Genomic DNA, 20,755 nt, shown 5'->3' with positions numbered 1-20,755 from the left:
TCGGCTAGTAAAGGATTATGAGTACACCACATCTTCTTCGGTATGCTGGCTGTACTTGGCCAACATCCAGCTTATGTTGCAGCGTGTATAAGTCATAAACCAAATATAATTCCAAAACACTTTCTAATGCCAATATTCAGATCATGTTGCAGCGAATTATATGAATGGCAAAAGATAATTCCCAAACACACTCTTATGAATAGAAGGCGGCAAGAATAAGTGATAACATATATTCTTGAAAAGAATCTCAAAAATTTTACCGATAGCCAGCAAGCCTGCCTTTTATTACAGCCTCTTTTACTGAAGTGCAATAATTTTGTTGGCTTCTCTTATTCCGCTTAGGTAGGCTCCGTGAACAGTAGAAAAATAATCAACTTCCGTATGTTCACCCGCAAAAAATAAAGTGTCGTTTATCTCTTCGGCCAGGTCGTCAAAATGTTGCATCTCTGTACCAACAGCTGTGTACGAATAAGCGCCATGTGCATTTTCATTCGTATACCACTTTGTCCTCAACATACTGACTGGATTTGGAATAGCATTTCCATATATATCTTTCAAGTGTAACATGATTTCATGTATAATTTCTGCGTCAGACAGGACTTCGGTTTGCCGCCCATACTCTGCATACGCAAATGTCATCAACGCGTTTACAGCTGGTCGAAATTTCTTTACATTTAAAAAATAAGTAAATCTGTCGCTTATCTCCGGCGTATAAGAAATGTATTGTACATCGTCCCAAAAAGCCGTATTCCAGATCAGCAAAAACTTGTTTACACAATTCATACCTACTTTTTGTATGGCGTTTTGCTTGGCCATCGGCAAATTTGGCGTAAACTGAATTGTATTGGCTTTTAGGACACCCAGTGGTACGGTAACAATTACATAGTCTGCTTCACTTATTATTCCATTATGCGTTACCTGTACTTTATTTTTCGAATAATTAACTGCTGAAACTCGCTGATTTAATTGAACAGACAACCCTTTTGCCAGATATTCTGCAATCGTATCATACCCATTGAGTGCAATTTTTTCAGCACCACTGAACTCCTCCCCTTCGTCATAAAGTAACGATGATAATTTATTTAAATCACCGGTGTCAAAAGTAACGTAAGTGGATAGTAAAAATTTCCAAAGCCTATCATTTGCTTTATCGGGATATTTAGTAGTAAAAACTGTTTGAAAACTTTCGTTTATACTACCATTCGTCTTCATCGAAGCCAGTATAGTATACAGTTCCTCTTCGGCTTTGTCATAGACGGCAGCACTTCTTAACCTACCACCTTTATCGTACGATTTTCGACTATCGTCAGGGGTCTCAACACTGTTCATGCCTGCTTGCCGGGCCAAAGTGGTTATTGGATTCCCATTAACTCCGTGTATCCAGCCTGCACCTTCGTCAAACTCTACACCCAACGTTCTATCGGTTCGTAATCGTCCACCGATTCTATGCTGAGCTTCCAGGATTATTACATTGAACCCCTGTTCTTTCAACGTTTTGGCCGCAGCCAGACCAGAAATTCCTGCCCCAACCACAATAACGGCCTTTTCGCCTGGCGACCCATTATCATCACTCTCAGTGCAGGAACTGGGTAAAAGAGAAGCTGGTAAAAGTAGTATTGGTAAACCCGTCAGAGTTTCTTTAATAAATTTTCTCCGTTGCATATAATCCTGTTGCCCTGAGTAACTGCCTACACCAACAATCTCCCTAGTAGCGCAACATAATTCGTTCCAAACGCACGGTAAAATCTATAACTGACCTATTGCTTACAGCGCCAGTTCGACAGAGGGGTCCCACAGGCGGGTCTGGAAGTCGACCACCCGATCATCTTCTACCTGTACCCCTTCGGCTTCGAGGAGTTCCTGCATGGCGGTGGGGCTGCCGAAAAAGTGTTTGCCCGACAATACCCCGATTCGGTTGACCACCCGGTGGGCGGGTACATCGTGGCCGTGCGAGGCTACCATAGCCCAGCCTACCATACGCGCCCCGGCCCGCAAACTCAGATAGCGGGCAATGGCTCCATAAGTGGTGACCCGGCCAACCGGCACCTCCCGCACAACCCGGTATACTTCTGCGAAATAGTCTTTATCCTCAAGCATACTGCCCAACCGTCTGCTACGCTACCGGATTATTACGAGCGTGGTGTTTCGATTTCGGCTACCAGCCTCCCGTACCATTCTTCGCCGTAGGCCCGGATGAGAGCCTCGCGAACAAACTTATAAATAGGCACGTTGAGCTGTTCGCCCAGTCCGCAGGCCGGGCTGCAGATGGGCCAGCGGTCGTAGTTAAGCGCGTGGAAATGCTCGTATTTGGTGACGCGGATGGGATACAGATGACACGAGATCGGCTTTTTCCAGTCGACCTTGCCGTCGTTGTACGCTTCTTCGATGCCGCACTTCAGAATGCCTTTATCGTCCCAGGTTGCGTAGACGCACTCGCGCCCGCCTACCGTATTCGTCACGTAGCCGCCCTCACCATCGGGTTCGTATCCGCCCCGTTGTTCAATAACCCGAATGCCTTCGGGCGACAAATAAGGCTTGATGTCTTCGTAGATCCGGTCCAGAATCAGGTGCTCTTCGTCTTCGAGGGGAGCCCCCATATCGCCTTCGACGCAGCAGGCGCCTTTGCATTTGTCCAGGTTGCAGACAAAGAATTTTTCGGCTACATCATCGCTGATGCAGGTATTGTCCAGTAGAATCATGCCGGTAGATAGGGGTCAACCCCCGCTGATTTATAGTCATAAGCGGGGGTAAGCCCACCTTACTTCACTATTTTAATCTTTTGTCCTTCTTTAACAGCAACATCGGTCAGATTATTCCATTGCTGAATCTGTTCGATGGTGACTCCGTAACTTTTCGAGATGCGGAACATGGTCTCTCCTTTGGCAACGGTATGGTAAATGACATCTCCCGACGCAGTCGCAGATTTTGACGGCTGTACAACCCGACCGGGCGTTGCTTTCACAACCAGCTGCTGACCCACTTCCAGCACATCGCTGGACGTCCGACTGTTGAGCGCCAGGAGTTCATCGACCGTTAATCCATACAGGCGAGAAATGCTGTAGTACGTCTGCCCGGCTTCAACGGTATGACTGGCAGCCGACCGGTTTACGACCGGGGCCGGAGCAGCCGGACGCGGAGCCAGTTCGACCATACGTTCAGGCGTACTGGCTACCGGGGCTGGCGTGCGGTCGGCTTTCACGACGGCAGGTGCAGCCGGACGGGGAGGTGCTTTGGTCGTGGGCACCGTAAGCGACCCATCGGCCTGCTGTTCGCGGGGCCCTTCGTAACGGTCCGACTCCGGCGCGGATTTAACAGGGACTGTTGCCCGTTCGGGCCGGGTAGCTACGGGTACGGTTTTCTCGGGGGTACCTGTCTCCGGCGACCGGACAATCACGACCCGCTGCGAACCCGTGTCAGACGAGCGGCTGGTGGTGGGCTGGGCCGGGGCAGGTGCCGGTTCGGGCCGGGTGGCTGGTTCGGAGCTACCATCGTTGGGCGTTACCCCCCCGCCTACCAGCTTGGGCTGGTACATTTTACGTTCAGACGCCGTGCGCGGCACCTCGTTCATCCCACTGACGGGCCTCCTCGGACCGCTGTTACTGGCCACTTCAGCCTGACGGGCCGCCGGGGTTGGCGTCTGATCGTATACCGGTGGCGTCGGCGAGTTGATAATTTCAACCGGTTTGTTGTTGGGTCGGCGTTCGCGCAGCCACATAACCCGTCCTACGGCCAGCTTCTGCACCCGGTCGAGCCGGTTGTAGCGCATCAGCTTTTTCAGACGCAGGCCGTACCGCTGCGAGATACTACGCGACGTTTCGCCATCCCGAACCGTATGGAAAGGCACCAGCGCTTTCTTCCGCTTCTTGGCCAGGTAATACACATCGTTGACAATGATCGGGTCGCGATCGCTCATGTCGTTGTACCGCAAAAAGCTCGACACGCTGATTTTAGCCTTACGCGCCAGCGAGGTTGCGTTATCGCCAACCTGGGCCTGGATACCGGGTAATCCGTTGATCTCGTACAGGATCGGCTCGTTTTTGCTGCTGATGCCCGTCGTTACCCGGCGCAGCACCGGAAACCCAACATCATTCTGTACGAACTCGGGCGTTTTTTTGGCCCCGACGCTTACGATCTTCTGGCGGACATCGTTGATCTGGTCCGACGCCACCGGGATAGCCATAACGTAGGCTTTGTCGGTGGGTACGGCTTCGCCGAGCACCCAGCGGTTGTATTTCCGCAGTTCGAACTCATCGACGCCCAGATCGTCGGCAATGGCGCGCATGGTTTTGCCGCCCCCGTTGCCATATTCGATCAGCGCAAACCGGTTCGACGACTGATGAGTCGGCAGGGCACTTTCGATGGCGATCTTATGCGCAAAAAAGCGAAGAATATACCGATCGGTGCGTCCGTCAAGAGCTACCTCCCGCGCATACGACCAGTCGGGCGGTATCAGCTTGGAGATGCCGCCAGCGCCCAGGTAATACGAGTACAGCGACGCAATCCAGTTGTTGAACTGACCGTTGCTTTTCTTCATGTACCGGGCCGCGCCATGGGTTGAGGCCGTAATGCTCTTCCGCTCATCGACCTCATCATCGACCCGCAGGCCATGCTCAACCGCGGTTTCCCGCTTAAACTGCCAGTACCCGACCGCCGTTGACGCCGACACGGCATCAGGCGTCAGCGAACTCTCCTGTACAGCCAGGTACTTAAAGTCAGTGGGTACGTCTTCATCGATCAGGATGGCTTCAATCATCGGGAAGTACAGCGCCACCCGGTCGAGTTTGGCGGTCCAGTACTGTCGGTTGGCCATCAGCGCGTTTACATCCTGCTGCACGATACGGCGGGCGTCGGGATCGAGCCGCACCGAGATATCGGCAAAGGTTATCTGCTCGGGTACGGCTGGCACCGACGTCTGGGCCAGGGTCGTAAAGCCCGTGAGCAGGCAGGGAATGGTTAAAGCGTAGGAGATTCTGGTCATAAATCGGATAAATCGTATTCGGTCTTGTTGTCTTTTCTATACTTTTCGGGCCATCATAATGCCGTCGCGAATGGGCAGCAGTATGTTTTCTACGCGTGGGTCATCCTGAACCATTTGATTGAACGTCAGCACCGATCGGGTATCCTCGTCTGACGGTTTCAGCGGTTCAATAACTTTGCCACTCCAGAGCACATTATCAGCCAGCATAAAGCCGCCCGGCCGCAGCTTATCGATCACCAGCCCGAAGTAAAGCGGCAGGTTACGCTTGTCAGCATCGATAAATACCAGGTCGAACGTATCGGTCAGGGTAGGAATCACCTCGGCAGCCAGCCCGATCCGGAGGTCGATCCGGTCATTGAGGGGCGATTGCTGCCAGTAAGACCGCGCAAAAGCTTCCAGTTCTTCGTTCTGATCAATGGTAATCAGCCGGCCATCGTCCGTCAGTCCTTCGGCCAGGCAAAGAGCCGAATAGCCCGTGTAGGTACCAATCTCAAGCACCCGCCGGGGACGAATCATCCAGGAGATCATGGCCAGCAGGCGGCCCTGCAAATGTCCCGACAGCATACGGGGGGCCATCACATGGGCTCGGGTGTTGCGGTTGAGCCGGCGCAGCAGATCGCTTTCGGGCGAGGTGTGCGCTTCGGCATAGTCGGTCAGGGCGGCAGGCAAAAAATCCATTCGGCTGGCTCAGCGATGTTTCCGAATCAGGGAATCTGGCATCGCTAATGGGCTGGTTTAAGTAAAAGTAGTGGTTTTTAAGAAACGAACGCCCAAAAGCAGCATTGTAGTACAGAAAATTAGTAGGCCACTCAGAAAGCCCGTCAGTCTACACTCGGTTCTGGCTATCGATGATGATCGTTACGGGCCCGTCGTTGAGCAGCGACACCTTCATATCGGCCCCAAATTGCCCCGTTTCGACGGGTTTTCCGAGATCGGTCGTGAGCTGGGCGATCATGGCTTCGTAAAGGGGTATAGCCACGTCGGGCCGGGCTGCTTCGATAAAACTGGGGCGGTTTCCCTTTCGGGTACTGGCGTGCAGGGTGAACTGACTGATGAGCAGAATAGACCCGTTAACAGCCGCCAGGTCGAGGTTCATTTTGTCCTCGGCATCGTTGAAAATCCGCATTCCCACAATCTTCCGGCTGAGCCATTCAACATCCTCATTCGTATCGGCATGCGTAATGCCCAGTAGCACTAGAAAACCAGTCCCGATCTGACCTTTGACCTCGTGATCAATGGTAACGGAAGCCTGCGAAACGCGCTGAATAACGGCAATCATGCAGCAAATAATGACAGTATGTAAAAAGCCCGGTCTGCCAACAGGCAAACCGGGCTCAAAAGTACACATCAACCAACAAAAGCCGGTCGTCGCGCGCTGGCTTAGTCAACGGTCGGGGCCTGGCCACCATCCGTACCAGCCGCACTGGCGGCAACGCCAGACGTAGTAGCGGGCGCAGTACCGATGGCATCGATCAGCCAGTTCGGCGGCCCACCGGCGTCGGTTGCCGACCCGCTTTCCGGCGTCAGCTGGCTGGAAACGGCATTGTCGGCCGGGGCTTCTCCGCCGGCCGATGCGGTGGGTGTGGTAGTAGACGGAACCGTACTGACGTCAGGCGTCAGGGTGGTTTTCTCTTCGGTTTCGATCAGAATTCGCATGGCAGAGCAACGGTTTAGTTCAGAATGGCATAACGCGCTTCGATGTTGACGGGCTGATTGGTCAGATTCCGGATCGTGATCCAGTACGTAATGGCCGTGGGCGATGACCGCTCTACGTCAACCTCCCACTCTACCTGGGGGCCACCCGGCCGCGGTGAGGTTGGCACCACGTTCCAGATAACCTGTTTGGCTGCGTTCCAGTTAAATGTGAACCAGCGCTGGGCTGCATTGGGGCCTAGTGTGCCCGTAAATTGTACGCCGACTTGCATGATTTATTCGATTAAAGGGTTGTCGATAGTGAAATAGAAAGCTGGCTACCAGCCCAGTACCGCAAACCGCCCTTCAATCGTGACGGGCTGGTTGGTTAGGTTGGTGACGTTGAGCCAGTAGGTGACGAAGGCGTCGGACGATCGTTCGACCTGCACCTTCAGACGGGTTTGCGGAGCGCCGGGGCGCGGGCTGGTCGGCACCACGGTCCAGACAACGTGCCAGTGGGCGGGCCAGTTGAAGGTAAACCAGCGCTGGGTGGCGTTGGCCCCTACCGTTCCGGTAAACTGAACCCCCGTCCAGAAATTGGTTTGCAGCACCAGCGGAATCAGCTGCCGCAGATTGGGCCGGTTGCCGATCCGTTGCGTAGCCGGTCGACCGGTAGCGCCCTGCTGCGGAGAGCCCGTAGCCCGCAGCACCTCACGGGCCCGGGCCGGCGACAGCGGAATACGGCCGCGCGTCCGCAGAATACCCTGCAACGACGCCAGCGCCCCGACCACGATGGGCGACGCGCTTGAGGTACCGCTGAACTGATCGGTATAGAACGTGTTTTCGCTTCCCCCCTGCAGATCGCCGTAGCCCGTAGTGGTTACCTCGTAGCCCCAGCCCTGTACATCGACCATAGCGCCAAAGTTGGAAAAACCGCACCGGGCCCGGTCAACATACGGCTCGCCGGGCTGACCGCTGCGACCGTGTGTACCGGCCGGTGGGTTACCTGCACCCACAACGACCGCTCCCGAATCGCGGTTAGCGCGGTTGAAGGGGTTTCGCCAGCCCGCCGGAAAGCCAGCCAGCGGGGTATTGAAAATGGCGTCGTCGAGGTTGTTACCGCCGTTGCCGGCTGCTTCGACCACAATGACACCACGCGCTACGGCATACCGGATAGCATCGAATTCGGCGGGCCACCACTCAACCGTTGTCCAGCCACGGGTCGGATGTCCGTACTGCTGTTCGATCAGGATTATATCGCCGGGACGCAGGCTGTCGGCGGCCTGCCGGAGCGCTTCGGGCAGGTTATACGCCATAGCCACATTCCGGTAGACCGATACCGCCCGGGTGTTTGCCTCGGGACTAATGCCGGTAATACCGAGGGTATTGACATCGCCACCGATCTCGCCCAGAACCGCCGTACCGTGGTCGCGCCAGTCGGCCCGCTGTACCCCGCTGAGCAGGCCGCCCGAATTCTGGATCAGGTCTTCATGGGTAAAATTCCAGCCGCCTTCAATATCAATCACCTGCACACCCGCCCCCCGGCCGCCCGGAATGGTCCAGGCAAAGTCGGCGTCGATACCGGTCGGTGCCGCCCGCAGGTAATCCTGCCGGGCCGTAAAATTGGGCGTTACGGGCGGAGCCGCGTCGGCCGGGCTGGTAGTCGGTGTTACCACGAACGGCAGAGCCGCTTCGGGCTGTACGTAGGCGCCGTCTACCGTGGCCAGACTACGCAGCGACTCGGCCACCGCTTCAGCACGCTCTTTTGGCACATCGGCCACGTAGTAAATGCTCAGGTTGGGCAGTTCGTCGGTTTCGGCCAGCCCGTTGGTGGCCGGTTGCGGGGCCGAGCGGCTGAGTTCGAACATGGGCCGCAGCGAAATTCCTTCGGCAGCCAGCAAACTGGTCAGGGCGCCGGACTGACCTTCGTCGGCCAGTACAATTGCCTGTGTACCGGCTTCGGGCTGCGGCACACTGTCTGTTCTGAACACAACAACAACCTGACCCAAATCGGCGTTGACCGGGTTGCCTGCCGGGGGCGCCGAGGGCGATGGAGGTGCACTTCGTTTTGCCATGATAAAAAGATTTAGGATGGGGGTACGAATAGCCCCTTTGGGCAACTCGTAGCCCTTAGTCGCCCCCCGCCCCCGCCGACGGCAACAAACGCCTTCTTCCTTTGAGCGAACGGTCAGCAGACGCCATGGTCTTAGGCTACTTCGGGCCTGTTCATCAGCCAGCGCGGCCTGGGTAACGGGAAGCACCGGCAGCTGGGACCAACAAAAAACCGGGCTCGATGGCCCGGCTTGTACGAAGTCTGTCTGGCGAGACGGCTATACTTCGGCCAGCAGCAGCTGGGCAATCAGGAAATAAACACCGATCCCAATCAGGTCATTGGCGGTCGTAATAAACGGCCCCGACGCTACGGCCGGGTTAATACCAATTCGGTTCAGCAGTAATGGCGTAATTGTTCCCATAAACGAGGCCAGCAGCACCACCGACAGCAGCGACATAGCTACCACAAAAAATAGCCGCGGTTCGCCGATCAGGAACGTATACACCCCCGCAATCAGGCCTACCACCAGCCCGTTGATAACCGCCACCAGCAGCGTCCGGAACAGCCGCCGGGCCAGCGTCGTGGTCAGTCCTGAGGTATCGGATAAGCTCTGTAGAATCAGCGATGATGTCTGTATACCTACGTTACCCCCCGTTGATCCGATGATCGGAATAAACGCAGCCAGGGCGGCAATCTTGCCCAGTTCACTCTGAAACCCGTTGATGACCGTTGCGGCCATGAGACTCCCCACCGCCCCCGCCACGAGCCAGGGGAGCTGCACTTTGGAACGCTGCCAGATGCTGTCATCCTCTTCGACCTCGCCCGACAGACCCGAAATAACCTGGATGTCTTCTTCAGCCTGCTCGGTAATAACGTCGACTACGTCATCGATGGTAATCCGTCCCAGCAGGCGCTGCTGTACGTTCACAACCGGAATGGCATCCAGGTCATATTTCTGCATGACCTCGGCCACCTCGGCTACGGGCCGGTAGGTTTCCACGTAGACCACATCGTCGTCGTAGATATCGGCAATCTTGGCCGTTTTCCGGGCCAGCACGATCTTCTTCAGCGATACCAGTCCCAGCAGTTTACCGACATCATCGACCACGTAAACGGCATACACATTCTCGACGTTTTCGGCCTGTTGCCGGATTTCTTCGATGCAGGCATTGACGCGCAGATTTACGTTGATTTTGATCAGCTCCTTCTGCATCAGACTACCCGCCACGCCGTCTTCGTAATGGAGCAAATCCAGAATAAACCGCGCCTGTTCGCGGTCTTCGAGCAAACCAATTACCTCTTCGCGTACCTGAATCGGCTGCTCGTTGAGAATATCCACGGCATCGTCCGACTCCATTACGTTGATGAACGGCGCTATTTCGGCCGAGGTGAAGGTGCGGAGCAGGTTGGTCCGGTCGTTGGTTTCGAGGTTGGCCAGGATCTCAGCCCCAACCGATTTGTCGAGCAGGTTCAGCAGGTAATGTGCCGGCTCGGGCTCCAGCTCGTACAGGATGCCCGAAATATCGGCCGGGAACAGCTCTTCCATCTCCGCCCGAAGCGCCACATCATCGCCCGAGCCGATCAGCTGCTGTATGTGGTCGAGGTAGTCCTGGGTGAGTTCGAAAGTCACTTGTGAGTGATGAGTTAGGAGTTATGAGTTATGAGAACCGAATGCACATCGCTCATCGCTCATAACTCATCGCTATTGTTAGGTCAACGAACTCGGCTACGCTCAGCTGTTCGGCGCGTTTGTCCATAAACGGGCTGGCCAGGGCCGCTTCGGTGGGGTTGAGGGGTTTGAGGGCGTTACGCAATGTTTTGCGTCGCTGCCCGAAGCCATGCTTAACCACCTGAGTGAATTTGCGCTCGTCGCAGCCGAGGTCGGTTTTGTCATTGCGACGCAGTGAGATAACGCCCGAATGCACTTTCGGGGGCGGGTTGAACACCTCGGGCTCAACGGTGAACTCGTACCGGATATCGTACCAGGCCTGAAGCAGTACGCTCAGGATACCATAGTCTTTATTGCCCGGCCCCGACGCGACCCGCTGTGCCACTTCGCGCTGGAACATACCCACAACCTCGGGTACGCGGTCGCGCATCTCAAGTACCTTAAACAGGATCTGGGTCGAGATGTTGTACGGAAAGTTGCCGATTACCGCAAAAGGCGTGGTGGTGTCGGGTTGCTTGGCCGGCAGCAGATCGGGACGTATGTTCAGGAAGTCGGATGCCAGAATATGCCCTTCCAGCGCCGGAACGTGCTGTTTGAGGTAATCGACCGATTCACGGTCAATCTCGATCACAAAGGTTTCGAAGGCGGATTTCTGCAACAGAAACTGCGTCAGCACGCCCATACCCGGCCCAATTTCGAGCAGTTGCGTGTAGCCACCGTGCCCGGTCAGCAGATCAGCGATGCGCTGGGCGATACTAAGGTCTTTCAGAAAGTGCTGGCCGAGTTCTTTTTTAGGCGTAACCTGCATAATGGGCGAAGGGCCGCAAAAAAAAGTGATTCAGACACGTTGGCGGCCCACAACAAAGGTACGGCGAGCCAATCAAAAGTAAGCCAATCAACTGCACAAGCCTGAAGCTTTCGGTCTTCTCAGGCCATCCCAATAAAGTTCAGCTTCCTTTAGCCTCCCAAAGCCCGCACCGTCTTCGCGCTTTTTGTCGGTTGGCAACGCCCTATCCAATAGAACCCCAGCTCCTTCGCCATAGCCCCGGCAGGGACGACATATACCCGGGGCTCACTATCGCTATGAGGACAAACGCCGACGTACCAAAAACGGAATTGGTACGACGCCGGCTCAGAAATCGATATCGGTCAGCTCAAAATTCTGCTTGAGCGGAATGATACCGCCTTCTTCGGCGCCCGGATGGTAGATAATGGTTTCGGGCTGGATACCTTTCTGCACGTTGCCAATGTCGCGCTTTCGGTTACCGTTGCGGTCAATGATGAGCCGAACGCGGTATCGACCCGGTCGCAGGCGGGCAAAACTATAGGCCGGTGTTCCGTATGACGACCGGATCAGGGTGTATTTTTCGTCCAGCAACTCGACAATAAAATTGGTACCGGCAGCACCCACGGCCGCTGGATTTACCCGACCCGCAATCAGCCCATAGCTATCTTCATCGGCAATGGTGTACTTGGCCAGAAACCGGGGTAGTGTGTCGCCCTGTACGCTCACAAATGCCCCTTTTTGCAGCAACATGAACAGGCTGTCGCGCACGTTGGTCGGTTTTTTAATCACCAGCCGCGAGAAATTGTTGCTCCAGGTCAGCTCATTCTGGGGCAATGGCAGCGGTTTGGTCGTATCGGGACCGATGGCAATCAGCTGGGTGCTGTACCGCAGGATGGGTTTGGTGAAGGTCAGCGTCAGCTCCAGGTTATTATCGGTCGGTTCGCTGGGTGCGGGCGTCAGGTTCACGCTGAGCGGTTTCCGATCGCGGGCGCGCGTTTTGAGGGGTGAAAAATAAATCCGCTCTTTCAGCTCCGTAACGTTACCGACCGAGTCTTCGGCGGCCACGGTAACGGCAATGGTATCGGCCGCGGCCCGGTTGGCAGGCCTGAACAGCCGAATCATCTTCGGCGACTCCAGAAACGACACCAGCGTATCGCCGGGTTTGGCAAACAGCAGCCGGTAGCTGGCAATACCGCTGCTCAGCTCCAGTCCCAGCGTTTCGTCAGTGCGTTCGCGTCGGCTAATGCGTGGCTTGCCGTAGCCCCGGAAGGCCACCAGATTCACATCGGTATACGTTCGGTTCAGGTTCACCACGCTGTCGCGGAAGGCAACGCGCTCGCCGGGGGTGTTGTTGACCAGGTTCAAATCCTTGTCTTCGAACCCGAACACTTTGTATCGATCCGACTTCACGTTTTCGATGCGGAAGACGCCGTTGCTGTCGGTACGGGCAAAATAGGCCGGGCGTTTGCGGTTGATAGGCAGCGTATCGTTGGGTCCGAAGAGACCCACCACGAAGCCCAGCAGCGGCAGGCGGCTCTCGTCATCGACAACGGTTCCGCTCAGGTAGAGCGAGTCGATGGTGGGGCCAGTGCTGAAAACCACCTTGGCGTCCTTGGCTACGTTACGCTCGGTAATGTCTTTGATACCGTCGGAGAAATCGATGGTATAGGTCGTGTTCTTCTGTAAGGGTTTGGCAAAGTTGAGCCGGAGTCCGGTTGGCTGTTGCTTGACCACGAAGGTGTTACTATCCTGGGGGGTGATGGTAATCTTCTGCTGGATATTTTCGGCCGTCACGTACTCGTCAAACTCCAGCTCTACGGTTTGTCCGGCATAGTTCAGCTGACGCTGCTTTGGCATACTGGACACCAGCTTAGGCGCCAGGGTATCTTTCTTACCGCCGGGCGGCTGGGCCACCTGGGCGCAGTTTTGCAAAAGAACGGGAAGAGCCAGCAGGGCGATAAACAGGTAATGGCGAAATGACATATCTGGGTAGTGGCCAGCCAGAGCGGGTGGTATCGCGCTGGTTTGGGCGGTAAAAGCAACTTGTTTCCTCTCGTCCGAAGCATCGGCTTCGGCTTTACCATTCACACAAAGGTAAACGCCCGTTTATGGTTCTTCTGTACCGGCCGACATAAAATGGGTGTTTCATTCGTTACGTTAGGTAGAATTTTAAGAAAATTTAAGCCTGCCTGGTCATCAGGCGACCGGGGGCGTAACGAGTTTGGTAGCTTTACCGCTCAACCTTTGTCAGACGAATCGGGTTTACGCCACTGACAAACGGAATTGCCCCCGGCCGTTGTGCCCCCATCAAAACGCTGTTCATGATTCACACCCGCCTATTTTCTCTGCTGACAACGCTCACCCTGGCAGGCCTGCTGGCCAGCTGCTCCGGCCCCGCTGATGAGCTGGACAGCCAGATCAGCGATGCGCTTACCAGCGATAACGCCATCGACGCCACCGAAGCCGACGCGATCCGTACCTTTATCGAGAGCCAGAAAGGCGACCTCGCCGACAATAAGAAAACGGCCAAACTACTCACCGATGCGGGCGATGTAGATGATACCGAACTGCTGAAGTACATCCGGCGGAACATGACCTACCGCAAACTGGCCAAAGAAGGCGACGCGCCAACGGTATCGTTGGCGGGCGCGACGGCATCGACCAAACTCCTCCGACTCAAACTTTACCTCGAAGCCAGCGGCAGCATGTTCCCCTACGACGCGCCCGGCGGCAACGGCACCTTCAAACGAACCCTCAACGACCTGCTGACCCGGTTCGATGGCATCAATCCGGGCCAGGGTAACATGTTCGTGGTCAATACCGAAGTGAACCCGCTGGGGCTGTCGCTCTCGCAGTTTTTCCGGGAGAAGAACCTGTTCACGGTAGCCAAAACAAAAGGCAAGACAACCAGCACCGATTTTGAGGGCATCTTCCAGACTATTCTGTCCGAAACCACCGGCGACGACCTGAGTGTGCTGGTCTCCGACCTGATCTACTCCGACCCCGGTCTGGCCGGTATGAGCGCGCAGAAAACCCTCGATGCGGCCAGCTCGCTGCTGACTACGGTGTTCAACCCCCACGCCACGACCCATTCGATGCTGGTTCTGAAGCTCACCGCCGACTTCGACGGGACGTACTACAGCTGGAACAACGCCAAACAGACCTACAAAGGCGAACGCCCGTATTACCTCTGTCTGATTGGCCGTACCGAAACTCTGCAACGGCTGTATACCGACCCCGCTTACCAGACCATCCGGCAGTTTGAGCGGCTGCCCGGCTTTGAAGATTCGTGGTTCTTTGGGCGTGACAGCAAGGCTGTGGAGCCATTCTATACGGTACTCGTCACCGACCCGGCGCGCAAAGGCCGCTTCAAACGGGCCGCCGAAGAGGTGCGCGCCCGTACCAAAGCGGTTCATGCCCTCGACGATGTGCAGCCCGACGTAACCGACAAAAGCCTGACCATTCCGGTAGCGGTCGACCTGTCGGCACTGCGCCTGCCGGCCTCGCTGCTGACCGACGCCAGCCAGTACGACGTATCGGGTAAAGACAATTTCAGGGTGTCGGCCGTGCAGACCTACTCGGGCGCCAATGGTACCACCCACAAGCTACTGCTGAGCACCGACAAACCGGCCCGGGGCGACCGTACGGCCATAATCCGGCTCCGTCGGCAGTTCCCGCCCCGCTGGATCAGCCAGACCAACACGACCAACGATATCCCCGTCGATGCCACCTCTACCTTCGGCCTCCAAAACCTGCTGCAGGGCGTCGAACGAGCCTACAACCCCAACAACCAAACCGATTATTTCACGCTAACGATAAATCTGAATTGAGCAAATGAGTGATTGAGTGAATGGTTTGCGTAAGCCGTTATTCACTCAACTACTCATTCGCCATTCGCTCAATAAACAACATGGAAGAATCACTCTATAATTTCTACAACCTGTTTGTCAACAGCGCCTTACTCGAAGATTTGTACCAGGAGGAGCTGCTGTCGCCCATGACCTGGACCGCCATCGGCATTGCGTTCGTCGTTGCTTTTGCGTTTTACATCTGGCCGTTCAACAAAGTCAGTTTCAGCGGCCTCGGCAGCTGGCTACTGATGCTGGGGGTTAGCGCCCTGACTCTGTTCGTTATTACGCTGGTTACCTGTTACCAGAAAGCCGGACAGGAACTCCCGCGCGACGAAGCCGATCCCGAGCAGGGGCTGCTCTTCGACCAGGGCATCAGCGTCTTTCTGAGCTATGCGTTCGGGATGGCCCTGCTGACGGCGGTTATCTTCTTTGTCATCTCCATGATCATGAAAAACTTCAGTAAAAACGCGAAACACCGGCCCATGCTGTGGCCATCGAAATAACGATTCGCCACGCCCGGTCACCTGGTGTGCCGTGTCCCCGCGGTTGTAGAGACGCAACCCATTGCGTCTCCTGACCGGACGGTTTTGCGGCTCCCATCCGGACGGTTTTACGTCTCCTGACCGGATGATTTATTGCTGACGCGGCTGAGACGCGAGGGCCGGGCCGCCGGGCGGTCGCGTCTGTACAAAGGAAAAACATAGAACTATGGCTAAATTATTTGTATTCGCTATTGGCGGAACGGGATCGCGGGTGCTGAAGGCCCTGACGTTCCTGCTGGCGTCGGGCGTGAAGCTCAACAACACCGATGAGGTCATTCCGATTGTCCTCGACCCCCACGCCACCAACGACGACCTCCTCCGAACCAAAGATCTGTTGCGCGAATACGGCAACATCCGCGCGGGGCTGCAGTCGAAACCCACCGAGAACTTCTTCGGTACGGAAATAAAAACCCTCAACCGGTCTATCGGCGGCAACGCGACCATTGCCGATACCTACGTGTTCGAGCTGCAGGGCGTTCAGCAGGAGAAATTCCGCGACTATATCAACTACGAAGGCCTCGATGCCCCCAACAAGGCACTGGCCAGCCTCCTGTTTTCGGAAGAAAATCTGGAGACGAAAATGGACATCGGCTTCGTTGGTAACCCCAACATTGGCAGTACGGTACTGAACCAGTTCCGCTACTCCGACGTGTTCCAGGCCTTTGCCGAGAACTTCGGCGCCAACGACCGCATCTTCATTGTCAGCTCCATCTTCGGCGGTACGGGCGCGGCCGGCTTCCCGATTCTGCTCAAGAACATCCGGGGTGCGCAGGCCATCGGGCAAATTCCAAATCCGGCGTTTCTGCGCGATGCCAAGATCGGTGCCGTAACGGTGATGCCCTACTTCAGCCTCACCACCAGCGACAACAAGCTGATCGACCCGGCTTCGTTTATTGCCAAAACCAAAGCCGCCCTCAACTATTACCAGAAAGGCGTAAACCCATCGGTCAACGCCCTCTACTACATCGGCGACGACCAGACGAAAGCCTATACCTACGACCCCGGCGCGGGTGGTCAAAAGAACGAAGCCCACTTTGTAGAAATGGCGTCGGCTCTGGCTATTGTCGATTTCATGAACACGCCCGACAGTTCCCTGACCGTCAGTAACGGCCGCCCAACCAATCCGGTTTACAAGGAGTTTGGGGTCGAGCAGGATGGGACCTCGCTGCAACTGGGGCATCTGGCAGCCGCCACCAAACAGCTCATCAGCCTGCCCCTTTCGAAAATGGCGCTGTTCAGCACCTACCTCAGCCAGCGAATCCGCTCAGCCGCCGGTACGGTGCAGTGGTCGAAAGCCAACCCGCAAATCTCGACCTCGTTCCTGAACTCGTCGTTTTTCAACAGCGTCAAAAACTTCGATGCGGGCTTCCGGCAATGGCTGTCTGAAATGGGCGCCAACAAGCGCGGCTTCGACCCGTTCCTGCTCGATGCGGGCAACCTGGGGCATACCGTTCGCGGCTTCGAACCCAAAAAAAGAGGCCTGTTCGGGGGTGAGTCGGATGTTAAACTCGACATCGTAGACGACTTCGACCAAACGCTCAACAAAACCGCCGAAGGTAAAGCCTACGTGAGCGAGGCCGATAAATTTATTCAGTTGTTCTCCGAAGGCACCGACCGTTTCGTACGCGAACGGCTGCCCAAGGTGATGGATTACTAACAGGTTCAGGTTGTCATTCCGCCGTCAGAAGGCCTCTCTTTGCCAACCGCCAAAAGCGCTTAACTATGCCAACAACGCTTAGCTTACATAACCCAACACCGGGTCTGCACTGGTACGTGAGCAAACCGCTCGGGACCGACCAGATTGCCGCCATCCGCGACCCGCAGGGCGGCCAAACGGTGAAACAGCCGACCTCGATTCCGAGTCCGTTTGCCCGGATGGATCTGGTTCGGTCGGCCTTCCTGAACCTGGCCCTCCGGCCCGATCTGAACGGCACCATCAACGACCAGCGTATCGTATCCGACTGCCTCGACGTGGGCGAGCTGTTTTTCAATTTCGACAAGCTCAAAACCTTTGTCACCATTACGCCTTTCGATGTCCGCACCGACCTCGATCGACTACGGCAGTCGACCAATCAGGGCCACCGGCGGCTAGGCGATGCGCTGAAGCTATTTCTCGACCAGGACGCGGCCGAATACAATTTTGCCGATATCAACCGGCTGTTTATTCTCAGCTACCGGGGGCGCGTGGTCGGTGGCACCTCGCCCAAAACCCTGTTCTTCTCGTCGGGCAACGACCTGAGCTGGGTCGATGTAACGATGGGGAACGATCGGCTGTTCGATCAGTCGGTAACGCCCCTGCACCAGCGCGATATCGAATACCAGAAGTTCTGGTACGCCATCAAGCTGTTCATGCCTAACTTCCGCGACCGGTTTCGCGAGGTCGATGATTACCTGAACCGGAGCCGGTCGCTGTTGCAGCAGCAGAATCCGACTATGTTCTACGAGCATATCGAATCGCCCAATGGCCAGCCGCTGCTGACGCGCGAGAAGTTCGACAACGATTTCGACGAGCTGACCACCGGCCCCGGCGATGTAGTGGAAGTGCTGGGATTCCCGCTTCGCAAGAAAAAGTCCGACGCCCGGGCCATCGATCAGGTCAGCGACTTTATCATCAAATCCAAGAAATACGAGACGCTGAACCAGGGGAAGCCGCGTCCCATGGCGTTGCAGAACCGGTTCTTCCGGCCCTTCACCTACGTACCACAGGCGCAGTGGAACCCCAACACGCCCGTACCCTACGTGGCCCGGGAATCCTGGCGCGACAACCAGCGCCCGCTGCCCGGCCAGCCCGGTAACTACCCCTGGCTGACGGTCAGCGATTTCCTGGAACCTTACCTGGTCCGGCTCCCCTACCCCATGGATCGGGGCCGGTTTTTCGACGGGAACCTACAGGCGCCGGCGACCGACAAGGGCTACCTGCTGCCGCTGAAGAAAGACTTCTTTGACTTCTTCGACGTAGACGACCTCATGACGGGCCGCGTCCGGATCAGGATGACGCCACAGGGGGCCGGGGTCAATGTATCGCTCGACATTCCGGTAACCGCCCCCGGCCAGCCCGGCAACCAGTTCGTCACCTTCGAGCGGCTGTATGCTCAGACGATCGGCAACAACGTTACCGCGCCGAACGAGACTACGAACGAAGGTATCATCATCGAAAACTCGTTCACGGTCAACGTGTATCCCTTTGTTCGGTCGGGCAGCGTACCGGTACCGGCCGATTATCGGGTGCAGCTGATCGAGTCGGGTTTCGATAGCCAGAACCAGTACGAACTGACATATTTCGGGGAGAAAACCAACGCCGAAGTCAGGCCCGAGTCGAAACACCAGCGAACCGTTCGCCAGCAGAACACCGACGGATCGAGCGTGTATTACGTGCTGCGGGACGAGTTCGACTACGTACAGGCCAATATCCGGGGCGACGGTCGTGAGGTACACGGCCTGCTGATTCCGCGCTGGCAGGTGTACAACGGCGGTAGCAAGCAGTTCGAATTTTCGGTCGATTTCGGCACCACCAACACCCACGTCGAATACAAAGTAGATGGCAGCGCTCCCCGCCCCTTCGAGGTGGCCGAACTGACGCCACAGGTAGCGACGCTGGTCAATCCGGCGCAGTACAACCCGGCCCTGTTCGAGTTGTTCCTGCTCTACGATCTGGAGTTCGTACCGCCCACCATCGGACCCGGCCGTCCCGACAATTTCCCGACACGAACGGCCATTGCCGAGCCGATGAATCTCAGCTTCAACCAGCAGACGCAGGCCCTGGCCGACTTCAACATCCCGTTCTACGTAGAGCGGCAGCCGGCGGGTTCAAACCGGATCACGACCAACCTGAAATGGGCCAAGAACAACGACCAGACCGAACGGCGGGTAGAGGCCTTCCTGGAAGAGCTGCTGATGCTCATCAAGAACAAAGTCCTGACCGAAGGCGGCAACCTCACCCAGACGGTCGTATACTGGTTCTTCCCGGCCAGCATGACCCCCGGCCGCGTGAGCCAGCTCCGCACCGACTGGCAGGAGTTGTATGACCGCTACATTGGCGGAGCGCCCGGCCGGTTGCGCGAGGTATCGGAGTCGGTAGCACCGTTCTATTATTACAAGCAGAACCCCACTCTGAGCGCATCGGCCCGGCCGGTCATCAACGTCGATATTGGCGGAGGCACCTCCGACGTGGTGGTCTATGAACGAAACGAACCCAAGCTGCTGACCTCGTTCCGCTTTGCCGGTAACGCCATCTACGGCGATGCCTTCAGCGAATACGGAGCCGCCAGCCACAACGGGTTTGTCCGCAAGTACGCCGACCGCATCCAGACCCTGCTCGACAGCCAGAGCCTGGGCAACCTGAGTGACAACAACCGGCGTATGCTGGAAACCAACCGCTCCGAAGACATCATGGCGTTCTGGTTTTCGATCGAGAAGAGCAACGATGTAAAAGCCAAAAGTATGCTGTCGTTCAACGGCATGCTGGCCAAGGATGAAGACCTGAAGGTCGTATTCGTGCTGTTCTACACCGCGCTGCTCTACCACGTGGCCCGGCTGATGAAGAGTAAAGGCATCGGGTTACCGGGCGCGCTGACGTTCAGCGGTACAGGCTCGAAACTGCTGACCATTATCAGCACGGACGATGCGATGCTGGGTAAGCTGGCGCGGGCCATCTTCGAGAAGGTCTATGAGCAGCCCTACGACCTGAGTGGCCTGACGCTGTTCTACGAACGCAAAGGTCCGAAAGAGGTGACCTGCAAAGGAGCGCTGATGCAACCCACCAACAGCCGCCCCGTCGATACCGAAGCCATCAGCTATGTGTATCCGGCCACGTTCAACGATGAGTATCCAGCCCTGACCTACGCGGATCTGCGTCGGCCCGAAGTTGTCGATTCATTGCTGAAAGAAACCAACGCCTTCATCGACTTCTTCTTCGCGCTGAACCAGCAGTTCAGCTTTGTCCGCAACCTGAACGTGTCGGCCCGGTCGCTGGCGGTAGCGCAACAGGAACTGCGTACCCACCTGGACACCTCGCTCATGGACGGTATCCAGCGCCGGGAAAGCGACGTAGCGGCCGAGTACAGTGGCATGACCGACGCCCTGGCCGCACCGATCGAAGAAACGTTATTCTTCTACCCGTTGATCGGAGCCATCAACAAACTGGCCAACGCCCTGGCCTAATCTATAGTTGATGCCGGTCTTGACCGGATGGGTTGTTGCTGTCGCTCACCGTGGTCCGACTGCGCGTCCCGGTGCGGACACAG

At 56.3% G+C, this 20,755-nt stretch carries 16 protein-coding genes and 1 pseudogene; 5 read left to right on the top strand and 12 right to left on the bottom strand.

Features of this window, described 5'->3' with window-relative positions:
* Nucleotides 1-91, top strand: a pseudogene (locus FBR45_RS26915) (IS5 family transposase); the annotation flags it as partial.
* Between the two features lie 206 nt (nucleotides 92-297).
* Here FBR45_RS26915 and FBR45_RS23070 read toward each other — a convergent pair.
* From FBR45_RS23070 to FBR45_RS23015, 12 genes are all read right to left on the bottom strand, one after another.
* Nucleotides 298-1,662 carry a flavin monoamine oxidase family protein gene (locus tag FBR45_RS23070; protein WP_138506756.1) on the bottom strand — a complete coding sequence of 455 codons (1,365 nt, stop codon included), beginning with the start codon at nucleotides 1,660-1,662 and terminating at the stop codon, nucleotides 298-300.
* 102 nt (nucleotides 1,663-1,764) lie between these two features.
* Nucleotides 1,765-2,097, bottom strand: coding sequence for an MGMT family protein (locus FBR45_RS23065; RefSeq protein WP_077921374.1), 333 nt, complete (start codon nucleotides 2,095-2,097; stop codon nucleotides 1,765-1,767).
* Between the two features lie 32 nt (nucleotides 2,098-2,129).
* The gene (locus tag FBR45_RS23060) at nucleotides 2,130-2,699 is read right to left on the bottom strand and encodes a DUF3109 family protein (protein ID WP_138506754.1); all 570 of its coding nucleotides are present in this window, start codon (nucleotides 2,697-2,699) and stop codon (nucleotides 2,130-2,132) included.
* Between the two features lie 59 nt (nucleotides 2,700-2,758).
* Entirely contained in the window at nucleotides 2,759-4,978 is a 2,220-nt protein-coding gene (locus FBR45_RS23055) for a LysM peptidoglycan-binding domain-containing protein (protein ID WP_138506752.1), read from the bottom strand.
* A 36-nt stretch (nucleotides 4,979-5,014) separates the two neighbouring features.
* Nucleotides 5,015-5,656, bottom strand: coding sequence for an O-methyltransferase (locus tag FBR45_RS23050; RefSeq protein ID WP_138506750.1), 642 nt, complete (start codon nucleotides 5,654-5,656; stop codon nucleotides 5,015-5,017).
* Nucleotides 5,657-5,804: 148 nt separating this feature from the next.
* Nucleotides 5,805-6,257 carry a D-aminoacyl-tRNA deacylase gene (gene dtd, locus FBR45_RS23045; RefSeq protein ID WP_138506748.1) on the bottom strand — a complete coding sequence of 151 codons (453 nt, stop codon included), beginning with the start codon at nucleotides 6,255-6,257 and terminating at the stop codon, nucleotides 5,805-5,807.
* 101 nt (nucleotides 6,258-6,358) lie between these two features.
* Entirely contained in the window at nucleotides 6,359-6,634 is a 276-nt protein-coding gene (locus FBR45_RS23040; protein WP_138506746.1) for a hypothetical protein, read from the bottom strand.
* Between the two features lie 14 nt (nucleotides 6,635-6,648).
* The gene (locus tag FBR45_RS23035) at nucleotides 6,649-6,903 is read right to left on the bottom strand and encodes a hypothetical protein (RefSeq protein WP_077921380.1); all 255 of its coding nucleotides are present in this window, start codon (nucleotides 6,901-6,903) and stop codon (nucleotides 6,649-6,651) included.
* Between the two features lie 45 nt (nucleotides 6,904-6,948).
* The gene (locus tag FBR45_RS23030) at nucleotides 6,949-8,685 is read right to left on the bottom strand and encodes a S8 family peptidase (protein ID WP_138506744.1); all 1,737 of its coding nucleotides are present in this window, start codon (nucleotides 8,683-8,685) and stop codon (nucleotides 6,949-6,951) included.
* A gap of 255 nt (nucleotides 8,686-8,940) precedes the next feature.
* On the bottom strand, nucleotides 8,941-10,293 hold the full coding sequence (mgtE, locus tag FBR45_RS23025) for a magnesium transporter (RefSeq protein ID WP_138506742.1): 1,353 nt from the start codon (nucleotides 10,291-10,293) through the stop codon (nucleotides 8,941-8,943).
* Between the two features lie 52 nt (nucleotides 10,294-10,345).
* A complete protein-coding gene (rsmA, locus tag FBR45_RS23020) occupies nucleotides 10,346-11,140 on the bottom strand; it encodes a 16S rRNA (adenine(1518)-N(6)/adenine(1519)-N(6))-dimethyltransferase RsmA (protein ID WP_138506740.1) in 795 nt (264 codons plus the stop codon).
* A 324-nt stretch (nucleotides 11,141-11,464) separates the two neighbouring features.
* Entirely contained in the window at nucleotides 11,465-13,102 is a 1,638-nt protein-coding gene (locus tag FBR45_RS23015) for an Ig-like domain-containing protein (protein ID WP_138506737.1), read from the bottom strand.
* Nucleotides 13,103-13,440: 338 nt separating this feature from the next.
* On the opposite strand from FBR45_RS23015, the gene FBR45_RS23010 reads away from it, so the two are divergent.
* From FBR45_RS23010 to FBR45_RS22995, 4 genes are all read left to right on the top strand, one after another.
* Entirely contained in the window at nucleotides 13,441-14,949 is a 1,509-nt protein-coding gene (locus tag FBR45_RS23010; protein WP_138506735.1) for a hypothetical protein, read from the top strand.
* 80 nt (nucleotides 14,950-15,029) lie between these two features.
* Complete coding sequence (locus FBR45_RS23005) at nucleotides 15,030-15,473, top strand: hypothetical protein (protein WP_138506733.1); 444 nt, start codon at nucleotides 15,030-15,032, stop codon at nucleotides 15,471-15,473.
* 205 nt (nucleotides 15,474-15,678) lie between these two features.
* Nucleotides 15,679-17,169, top strand: coding sequence for a hypothetical protein (locus tag FBR45_RS23000; RefSeq protein ID WP_138506731.1), 1,491 nt, complete (start codon nucleotides 15,679-15,681; stop codon nucleotides 17,167-17,169).
* A 65-nt stretch (nucleotides 17,170-17,234) separates the two neighbouring features.
* Nucleotides 17,235-20,672 (top strand): acetate and sugar kinases/Hsc70/actin family protein, encoded by a 3,438-nt coding sequence (locus tag FBR45_RS22995; RefSeq protein WP_138506729.1) that lies wholly within the window; start codon nucleotides 17,235-17,237, stop codon nucleotides 20,670-20,672.
* Nucleotides 20,673-20,755: the final 83 nt, after the last annotated feature.

Source organism: Spirosoma lacussanchae, from assembly GCF_005870035.1.
Taxonomy (GTDB): Bacteria; Bacteroidota; Bacteroidia; order Cytophagales; family Spirosomataceae; genus Spirosoma; species Spirosoma lacussanchae.
This window is presented reverse-complemented; position numbering and strand designations above follow the sequence as displayed.

Excerpts from the sequence above, each read along its gene's own strand:
- FBR45_RS23070 (WP_138506756.1), bottom strand. The coding sequence starts at position 1,662 with ATGCAACGGAGAAAATTTATTAAAGAAACTCTGACGGGTTTACCAATA.
- FBR45_RS23065 (WP_077921374.1), bottom strand. The coding sequence starts at position 2,097 with ATGCTTGAGGATAAAGACTATTTCGCAGAAGTATACCGGGTTGTGCGG.
- FBR45_RS23060 (WP_138506754.1), bottom strand. The coding sequence starts at position 2,699 with ATGATTCTACTGGACAATACCTGCATCAGCGATGATGTAGCCGAAAAA.
- FBR45_RS23055 (WP_138506752.1), bottom strand. The coding sequence starts at position 4,978 with ATGACCAGAATCTCCTACGCTTTAACCATTCCCTGCCTGCTCACGGGC.
- FBR45_RS23050 (WP_138506750.1), bottom strand. The coding sequence starts at position 5,656 with ATGGATTTTTTGCCTGCCGCCCTGACCGACTATGCCGAAGCGCACACC.
- dtd (WP_138506748.1), bottom strand. The coding sequence starts at position 6,257 with ATGATTGCCGTTATTCAGCGCGTTTCGCAGGCTTCCGTTACCATTGAT.
- FBR45_RS23040 (WP_138506746.1), bottom strand. The coding sequence starts at position 6,634 with ATGCGAATTCTGATCGAAACCGAAGAGAAAACCACCCTGACGCCTGAC.
- FBR45_RS23035 (WP_077921380.1), bottom strand. The coding sequence starts at position 6,903 with ATGCAAGTCGGCGTACAATTTACGGGCACACTAGGCCCCAATGCAGCC.
- FBR45_RS23030 (WP_138506744.1), bottom strand. The coding sequence starts at position 8,685 with ATGGCAAAACGAAGTGCACCTCCATCGCCCTCGGCGCCCCCGGCAGGC.
- rsmA (WP_138506740.1), bottom strand. The coding sequence starts at position 11,140 with ATGCAGGTTACGCCTAAAAAAGAACTCGGCCAGCACTTTCTGAAAGAC.
- FBR45_RS23015 (WP_138506737.1), bottom strand. The coding sequence starts at position 13,102 with ATGTCATTTCGCCATTACCTGTTTATCGCCCTGCTGGCTCTTCCCGTT.
- FBR45_RS23010 (WP_138506735.1), top strand. The coding sequence starts at position 13,441 with ATGATTCACACCCGCCTATTTTCTCTGCTGACAACGCTCACCCTGGCA.
- FBR45_RS23005 (WP_138506733.1), top strand. The coding sequence starts at position 15,030 with ATGGAAGAATCACTCTATAATTTCTACAACCTGTTTGTCAACAGCGCC.
- FBR45_RS23000 (WP_138506731.1), top strand. The coding sequence starts at position 15,679 with ATGGCTAAATTATTTGTATTCGCTATTGGCGGAACGGGATCGCGGGTG.
- FBR45_RS22995 (WP_138506729.1), top strand. The coding sequence starts at position 17,235 with ATGCCAACAACGCTTAGCTTACATAACCCAACACCGGGTCTGCACTGG.